The organism is Metallosphaera yellowstonensis MK1, from assembly GCF_000243315.1.
Lineage (GTDB): Archaea > Thermoproteota > Thermoprotei_A > Sulfolobales > Sulfolobaceae > Metallosphaera > Metallosphaera yellowstonensis.
In genome coordinates this window covers 25,925-33,439 of the sequence record NZ_JH597768.1, presented here as the reverse complement: position 1 = coordinate 33,439, position 7,515 = coordinate 25,925, and the positions used below count along the sequence as shown (strand labels likewise).

Genomic DNA, 7,515 nt, shown 5'->3' with positions numbered 1-7,515 from the left:
TAGGATCAATTAAGTCACTTTCATTCTATAGAAACAAATAGAAATCGCAATGGAGCCCTGAATCGCCCGTAAAAGCTGATGAATTAGATGAATTTATGGCAGAAGTTGAGAGTGAAGCAAGAAAGGAACTACGAAAAGACACGGAAAAAGAGAAATCGAATAATTCTTAGGAAATTTTTTATGAAGACAGCAGTTATGGGATTTCTCGTTAGGTGAAGCCTTGAAATCAAGGCAAAATCTAATAACCGCTGATGAAGAGAAAGAGAGGCTTTTACACATTTTAAGAATAAAAGCACTCTGGGCTTGACTTTTCACTTTAACCACTTTTCAGGGGCGTTCAGGTCTCCATTGCAATTTCATTTTGTTTCAGTAGCTTAAGCGTAATAATTGATCATACGTGGTCGGGGCGACTTCTTCTCTGCCTCATTGACGTGGCAGGTTACATTCAACTAATCCTACATAGAATTAGCCTAATTTAAGAGAGATATTAGAATTCGCAATGGAGCCCTGAATGGCCTACTTTTCATTTTCGAGGAGTCTTTTACCTTAAGCCGGTAACGAATTTCGAGAACCGGAACGCCGTAATGTATACCGTTACTGAACCAAACCTCGGTAACACCTCCTTCTCTTTTTACCTTCCTTACTTTAACATATTTCTTTTCAATTACAGCAGTTATGGGAACCTTAGGGAGGTAATAGAGGAAAGTCGGTATTAGCGAGAAGTTTTTCGACGTGGTCCCGCTGAAAAGGTGCGGAAGGACAGATCGAGTTCGCTAGGGAGAGTCTGTCAGGGAGATCAACAGGCTGGGAGTGGTGAGGGGGAACGGGAGGAGCAGGAAGGTCAACTGGCCTGATCCTCATGGTCCTGATCAACGGGAGGGCCAGAGTCGCCAGGTATCTGTAGAGAGCTGAACCTGAGGAGCGTGGGGGCGTTCCTCAGGTCCTCGAGCGCCGTTTGGGCTAACCACCCAGGCTGATGAAAATCTTTAAGTTACGTTAAAGTCCCATAACCGCTGTTTTATTGATGATCTCCCTGGCTGATGACGGGCACTGCTCACGAGGTCTTGGGAGTGATAGAAGTGGATGGAGGGTATTGAAGTTTCCCTCGACTAGCCCCAAGGACTTAAGGGTGACTACGTACGATCCCTTAGGAGAGGTGCCCGTGGCGGAATTAGATTAAAGGTAAGGAAAAGTTACGCCACGGGTAAACACAAAACCTTTATACTCATAATTATTAATTATTAATTATGGACAAGAAGGTGACGACGATCTCCATTTCCGAAGAGGTCAAGGAAAAGTTGGAGAGGGAAAAGGGGGACTTAAGTTGGGAGGAGTTCTTACTTCTTTTAGTTTCTGAGTACCGTAAGAGAAAGGCTGAAGAAAACTTAACAAGGTTGAAAGATATCTTAAACGAAGACGATATTAAAAGGATAGAGGAGAGCCATAAGAAAATGCATGAGGAGTTTAAGTTATGACGTTAATTGATACTTCGATTTTAATAGACTTTTTAAAAGGGAGGATAAAATACTTAGGAGATTCGATCTCTATTATCTCTTTGATGGAAGTTGGGAGGGTTATAGAAAATAAGAGAAGACTTGAGGTACTTAAAACGCTAGAAGACATGTTTACAGTATATCCTATAGACGAAAAAGTAGCAGTAGAATATGCTGAACTTTATTACCAGCTAAGGGAGAAAGGTAGGCTGATAGCCGATCTGGATTTAATAATAGCATCCACTGCAAAGGCTCATGACGAAAAGCTCCTAACCAGAGATAAGGACTTTTTAGCAGTGAAAGAGTATGTGAATGTTGAGATAATTTAAGTGGAAAGCTTTAGGAATGACGTCTCGCCGCTCTGGAAGGGACGAGGGTTCCCCCATCATCGTTCCCACCATCGATTCGGGTTTACATCTGAGGGGCAGTGGGCTGAATCCTTTTTCACGTTGATAGAAATCTTTTTGTATTGTTTATAATAAATTTTTATTGATAAAGGATGATCTCTCACTTGATGTGGGCTATGCCCAAAAGGGTGGGAGTGATCTGGGATGTGAGCCCCGTGCCGTTGGGCTCGAAGGAGTCCCGTGACCCACCTACCGTAAGTAGGTGGTTGAGGGCTAAGTCCCTACACTCGATCATGATTGAACATAAAATGAGTGAAATGAGAGCGTAGGGACAAACGGGCGCCAGAACTCCCCCATTCAAGGGGGACTTTCATCCATAACGTCTGGTCCTTTGAAGGAAGGAGATGATGGTTGGTCCTCCATCAGTCCCATCAAGCCCTCAGTCGAGCTGAGTAGGAGCGTCGTTAGCACCACTAAAAATTATCTTTACAGCAGTTATGGGACTTTCCCTTAAATATCGTCCTGTAATCAAGGCAAAAACTCATGACTACTGATCTTTACAAAGAATTATTTAAACACGGTGTTATTCATCCCCTTAGTGAGGCGTTCAGCCCCCTTTAACCCCCTAATTTTTGTAAATTGGCTTAGAATACGGATAACTTAAGTTTAAGGTCAGTTACCTGAGCCTCCCGACTGCCCCTCAGATGAAAGATGAAACCAATGAGAGGAACCCTCGCCCTTTAGGGAGGAAGTCAGGAGTAACTAACGTTTTCTAACTGCTGTTGGCTATACGTCACTTAGTGACGACACCATGGACGTACTCATTCACAGCAGTTATGGGATTTCTCGTTAGGTGTAGCCTCGAAGTCAAGGCAGAATCTAATAACTGATCTCTTAAATTAGGCTAATTCTATTAGGATTGGTTGAGTGTGACCTGCCACGTCAATGAGGCAGAAGTCGCCTCAACCAGCATGATCAATTATTACGCTTAAGCTACTGAAACAAAATGAAATCGCAATGGAGACCCTAACGGCCCTTCCCTTTAGCTTCTCAACCTTCATTTCCATAAAGATAAAAACGTAAATAACACCTAAATGAGCAATTTGAAGTACGATTCTCTTTGATGCTTTGGCACAAGATCTTCTAGTTCTTAGCCTAGTGCTTATAAATTATAAACGCCAAATTTATCTTATGGAGGAGTTGATAAAAAAGGCAAAAGAGAAGGGGATCGACGTCGAAGACCTAATAATATCGGCACTATCAAAGGAGGACCCTCAAGAAAGCGTAAAGTTGAGGATGGAATTAGCAGAGAAGTATATGACTGAAGCACTAGAACACTTGAAGAAAGGTGACGCGATTCAGGCTTCCGAAAAGGCTTACAAAGTAGCTGAAGAGGTGATTAAAGCCTTTGCAGAGAAGTTTAATTTACCGGAATACCAACAAGCGCTTAAGGAAGGCAGATGGTACACTTACTTATTGGGAAAAGCTTCCAATGCCTTAGCAAATAAATTAGGTAATTGGGTATTGGATGGCTGGAGCAATGCGTATTTCCTTCACGTATGGGGTTTTCATGAGGCAAAGCTAACAACTGCAGATATAACTTCTTATATAAATAGGGTTAAGGAAATGTTGAATGAGGCTAAGAAAAATAAAGTATTAATTGAATAAAGTTTACTACATTTCCAATTAACAGCAGTTGTGGGAATCTTAGGGAGCATCGGAAAGTCGGTATTGTGACAGCAGTAATCAGATTTTACCTTGACTTCAAGGCGATACCTAACGAGAAATCCCATAACTGCTGTTATGAGGAGTTTTAGTTTTCAGGGCTTTCCGGCTGAAAAGGTGCAGGACGAGGTTAATCAGGGAAGTCAAGGTGAGGCTGGTCAGGGAGGTGAACAGGCTGGGAGTGGTCAGGGGGAGGGGAGGAGCAGGAAGGTTAACTGGTTTATCCTCATGGCCCTGACGGAGGGTCAGCGTGAGGAACGCGGACGAGACGTTCGGGTTGGAACGTGAACTGATGGGGCGTTGGGAGAACTTGGAGATGCGTGGAGGTCCCTTCAGACTGGTGAAGGGGCCTGTCATCGTGGACGACACAGTGACAGCGAGGCTCCGGGAGGACGTGAGCCCCAGAACTACTGGACAGCAGTTATTAGATTTTGCCTTGATTACAGGGCGATATTTAAGGGAAAGTCCCATGACTGCTGTAGTGGACCTACTGCCACACCCACGGGAGGTTCGAGAGGGGCGTGCAGCGCACACAAGTGACCCTCCTCGAGGGTCCCTGGGCAGACCCTGAGCTCGGTTGGACTTGAGCCTTGACACCACGTTGTCCGTCACGAGCTTCTCGGACAGTACGGGGGTCGAAGAAGACCCTGGCTGTTGGAAGGGCTCCTTGAGCACGTGAAACGTCTGGCCACGTCGATCTTGCCTTGAACTCGGTGACCCTCACAAATCCCACATCTTCCTCACGGCGTAGGGGAAACCGTGAACGTCCTGCTTGAGGTCCGCTATCACGACCGTCAGGAGATCCCCTGGAGTCTACTTCGCTGACCTGACCCTGGGAGGCCGAGTGGTCACGGTGAAGTCGCTCGTCCGGGAACATAAACCAGCAGTTATCAGATTTTACCTTGATTACAGGGCGGTACCTAAGGGAAATCCCATGACTGCTGATAAACGTGACTCCAGGACACACGCCAGGTACCTCTACACGACCGACCCCTCGCTCAGCGAGGAAGTCGAGGAGGCCTGTCTGGCCGGAGATCGAGGAGCTCCACAGGGACGTCAAGGCCCTGGGACTGCTCATCCTAGAGGAGGGAGAGGCTTCAGGGCTACCTCACGATCTTCACCATCAACAACGTAGCCAGGGAGCTGGTTGGGGAGCTGAACCTGAGGAGCGTGGAGGCGTTCCTAAGATCCTCGAGCGCCGTTTAGGCTGACCACCTGGGCTGATGAAAATCTTTAAGTTACGTTAAACTCCCATAACTGCTGTCGATCTGTCCCTTTCCGTTCAGCATCTTTTCAGCAGGACGACGTCGATAAATAAAAACTTCTCGCTAATACCGAGTTCTTCGTATTACCTCCCTAAGATTCCCATAACTGCTGTTAGTTAAATGAGACTTTAACACATTTTAATATGTTCAGAACTCTGTGTAGTGTAGCCGTTTCGCACATAATTCAACTGATCATTTTCATTAATAAAGCTACAAATTTTAACTTAGAAGGTAAGAAAGACTCTATTAATTTCACATCTTCGCTAGTAATTGTTTTAAATATCTTGAAAAGGAGAAGAACAGAGATAAGCAAAAGAAAGTCTAGGTAAGGAGGGTCAATGAAAACTTCATATAGGGCGATCAAGGGCATTACGAACAGTAATACGCTCTCTTTTCTACCCAAAACGAAAGTTGAAGTCCTCAAGGCGTACACAAGTATAAAGGAAGAGGAAATTGCCGACACGATAACTTGGGAAATTGCTCCACCCATAATTCCTATTCTAGGAATTAAAAGGAACGAAGTCAACAAAACTAGGCTACCGTTAAGTAATGAAAGGATAAAGAAAGGCCTCAACGACTTATTAGCTGCTATTATGAAATTCGTTAGAGAGCTTATAGGGAAGGGTAAAGTCATGGCTAAAAGTAGGAGAATCAGAACTTTTATACCTTGAATGTAGTCCGGGAAAAATCTTTCAACGACGAGGATTGCAATAGGTATAGAAACAATGACGGCAAGAAACGAAATCAAAGCCAGTACGCGGAAGGAGATTGAGGACATCTTCTTTTCGTCACTTCCTAAAGCCTTGTAAAAGGAAGCAGTAGGTAATAGAACTCCTCCTAATGCGCCTAAAACCATTGAAGGCACTCCAGCTACTAAAGCAGAAAATTGGTATAAGCCCAGATAGTAGGAACCTAGTAAGTAGGCAGTTGTAACTCTGTCACCTTGTGAAGAGAGGAAAGTTGCTGAAGAAGATAGATAAAGAGGCAAACCTTCCCTGAAGTGCTTAAAGAGAAAAGCAAAGTCAAAGGAAGGTAATACCAACCCCACTTTCCTACTGAGAAAGGCGTAGTTCATGGAGACTGAGATAATACCTCCCAAAGTCCATATTTCAATGAAAAGGTAAATGTTGTGAGAGAGGACGGCAATTATTGAGATTCCCCATCTAATTATTAAGAAGAGGTTTCCGGTTATTGCTGTCTCAGTGAACATGTCCATTCCCACCATTATAGAACTCATAACACTGTTAAGCAAGTAAAGGAAGAGGTAAGGTATTGCTAACTTAACGTAATTAGTGAAAAGGAGGAGAATAAGAAAAAGCGGTAAGACGAGGAAAGGGAATGAAAGAAACTTACCTATTACGCTCTTGTTTATCTCTTTTCTCGCGTAAAGGTAAGAAATTTCTCTCGTTATTATTTGTCCGGGAATAAAGTAAAAGAAGGCAGAAGTTACTACTTCGAGGAGTTGAATTATTGCGACTTTTCCGAAGAATTCTGGGTTAGTGATTTTAGCTGTAATGATGAAGAAGATTAAAGCAACTATGACGTTGGTAGTAGTTACACTAAGGCTCTTTAAAGCGTTCTTTATAGGGTTCATTCAGTTTAGAGGTAGTAGGATAGACATTAAAACTTTCTTCCATTGTCGTATCTCGTTAATTAATTATTTCCCAAAATATCTGTAATTTTATATTCTAGTAATAGGTCTTGATTACCTAAAGATTAAAGAGAGTGATATCGAAGATTGAAATAATTTTACGAGTCTGGTAAAGGCTAGATATACTATTACTGTTTGTATAGTTTCTAAAAGCTATTAGATTTGACTTAGTTTTATATTTTTAAATTTATTATATTTTTATAAATTATAAAAATTTTAATTATTTGTTTAATCTTTTTAAATTTAACTATATCTACTTAATATAAAATAAAATTTAGAATAGAAACTCACATTTTTTATAGCTGGCTCGTATGTCCTAAGTCCTATCAAGAAAGCAAGTCTATATATACTATATGGTATGTTCTTTATAACCTTAGAAATTCCAAAATTTAAATCAAGCCCCTTAATGTTAATATATAATGCCTCTGCAATATCGTTTAATGCTGGATGAATAGTCTTAACATATTTAAGGCCTCCTTTCTGTATGAACCCTATAAAGTCTTTTTCATTAGAACCTTCAGAGTTTTCAACTAATATAATATTAGCCCCGTTATTAAGGAACTTATGAATAGATTCGTAAAACCTCTTATGTAATTCCCAGCCAGCATCATACGACTTTAACATTTCAATATTACTGCACTTAAGGCAATATTTACTTATTGTAGATTCGTGGGCGATTCAGGGCTCCATTGCGATTTCTATTTGTTTCTATAGAATGAAAGTGACTTAATTGATCCTACATCAGTAACACTAAAAAGGGGACGAGCGCTAGGTCATACCATGAGATCTCTATCCAATCACGTGGTGACCTCGCTCGTCCCCGAGTTACTTGGGAAGGACGCGCTATTAAATGAAACGGTGGCTGAGATCGAGAGGAGGGCCCTGGAGGAGGCGGAGAGGACCTCCCCCAGGTACGCCAGGGGGAAGGAGGTGAGGAGGAGGGGTTACGCCAGGTACAGGTTCTTGAAGGGGTTCAAGGTCTCCCTCCGGGGGAGGAGGGTAGTGTACGGGCTGGAGTGGGTCACGGTGAGGTT

At 42.7% G+C, this 7,515-nt stretch carries 8 protein-coding genes and 2 pseudogenes; 8 read left to right on the top strand and 2 right to left on the bottom strand.

The window, feature by feature from the left end:
- Positions 1–1,024 precede the first annotated feature (1,024 nt).
- The 7 genes and pseudogenes from METMK1DRAFT_RS07680 to METMK1DRAFT_RS20065 all read left to right on the top strand — a co-directional run bounded on the left by METMK1DRAFT_RS07680 (position 1,025) and on the right by METMK1DRAFT_RS20065 (position 4,700).
- Positions 1,025–1,208: pseudogene (locus tag METMK1DRAFT_RS07680) on the top strand (hypothetical protein).
- Positions 1,209–1,247: 39 nt separating this feature from the next.
- On the top strand, positions 1,248–1,475 hold the full coding sequence (locus METMK1DRAFT_RS07675) for an antitoxin VapB family protein (RefSeq protein WP_009072568.1): 228 nt from the start codon (positions 1,248–1,250) through the stop codon (positions 1,473–1,475).
- A complete protein-coding gene (locus METMK1DRAFT_RS07670) occupies positions 1,472–1,822 on the top strand; it encodes a type II toxin-antitoxin system VapC family toxin (RefSeq protein ID WP_009072566.1) in 351 nt (116 codons plus the stop codon). The genes METMK1DRAFT_RS07675 and METMK1DRAFT_RS07670 overlap by 4 nt, the downstream gene beginning before the upstream one ends.
- Before the next feature lie 170 nt (positions 1,823–1,992).
- Positions 1,993–2,169: a hypothetical protein gene (locus METMK1DRAFT_RS17635; RefSeq protein WP_009072564.1), complete on the top strand. Its 177-nt coding sequence runs from the start codon at positions 1,993–1,995 to the stop codon at positions 2,167–2,169.
- Between the two features lie 862 nt (positions 2,170–3,031).
- Positions 3,032–3,508, top strand: coding sequence for a PaREP1 family protein (locus tag METMK1DRAFT_RS07665; protein WP_009072560.1), 477 nt, complete (start codon positions 3,032–3,034; stop codon positions 3,506–3,508).
- Between the two features lie 307 nt (positions 3,509–3,815).
- Complete coding sequence (locus METMK1DRAFT_RS17630; RefSeq protein ID WP_155812371.1) at positions 3,816–4,136, top strand: hypothetical protein; 321 nt, start codon at positions 3,816–3,818, stop codon at positions 4,134–4,136.
- Positions 4,137–4,337: 201 nt separating this feature from the next.
- Positions 4,338–4,700, top strand: coding sequence for a hypothetical protein (locus tag METMK1DRAFT_RS20065; protein ID WP_048087731.1), 363 nt, complete (start codon positions 4,338–4,340; stop codon positions 4,698–4,700).
- Between the two features lie 314 nt (positions 4,701–5,014).
- Here the strand turns inward: METMK1DRAFT_RS20065 and METMK1DRAFT_RS07655 are convergent, their stop codons facing one another.
- Entirely contained in the window at positions 5,015–6,424 is a 1,410-nt protein-coding gene (locus METMK1DRAFT_RS07655) for an oligosaccharide flippase family protein (RefSeq protein ID WP_009072557.1), read from the bottom strand.
- 300 nt (positions 6,425–6,724) lie between these two features.
- A complete protein-coding gene (locus METMK1DRAFT_RS07650; RefSeq protein ID WP_009072556.1) occupies positions 6,725–7,105 on the bottom strand; it encodes a hypothetical protein in 381 nt (126 codons plus the stop codon).
- A gap of 156 nt (positions 7,106–7,261) precedes the next feature.
- Here METMK1DRAFT_RS07650 and METMK1DRAFT_RS07645 point away from each other — a divergent pair.
- A pseudogene (locus METMK1DRAFT_RS07645) lies at positions 7,262–7,515 on the top strand (IS256 family transposase); the annotation flags it as partial.

Bases quoted from the DNA above. Each gene is read 5' to 3' on its own strand.
- METMK1DRAFT_RS07665 (WP_009072560.1), top strand. From the start codon at position 3,032: ATGGAGGAGTTGATAAAAAAGGCAAAAGAGAAGGGGATCGACGTCGAA.
- METMK1DRAFT_RS07650 (WP_009072556.1), bottom strand. From the start codon at position 7,105: ATGTTAAAGTCGTATGATGCTGGCTGGGAATTACATAAGAGGTTTTAC.
- METMK1DRAFT_RS07675 (WP_009072568.1), top strand. From the start codon at position 1,248: ATGGACAAGAAGGTGACGACGATCTCCATTTCCGAAGAGGTCAAGGAA.
- METMK1DRAFT_RS17635 (WP_009072564.1), top strand. From the start codon at position 1,993: ATGATCTCTCACTTGATGTGGGCTATGCCCAAAAGGGTGGGAGTGATC.
- METMK1DRAFT_RS07670 (WP_009072566.1), top strand. From the start codon at position 1,472: ATGACGTTAATTGATACTTCGATTTTAATAGACTTTTTAAAAGGGAGG.
- METMK1DRAFT_RS07655 (WP_009072557.1), bottom strand. From the start codon at position 6,424: ATGAACCCTATAAAGAACGCTTTAAAGAGCCTTAGTGTAACTACTACC.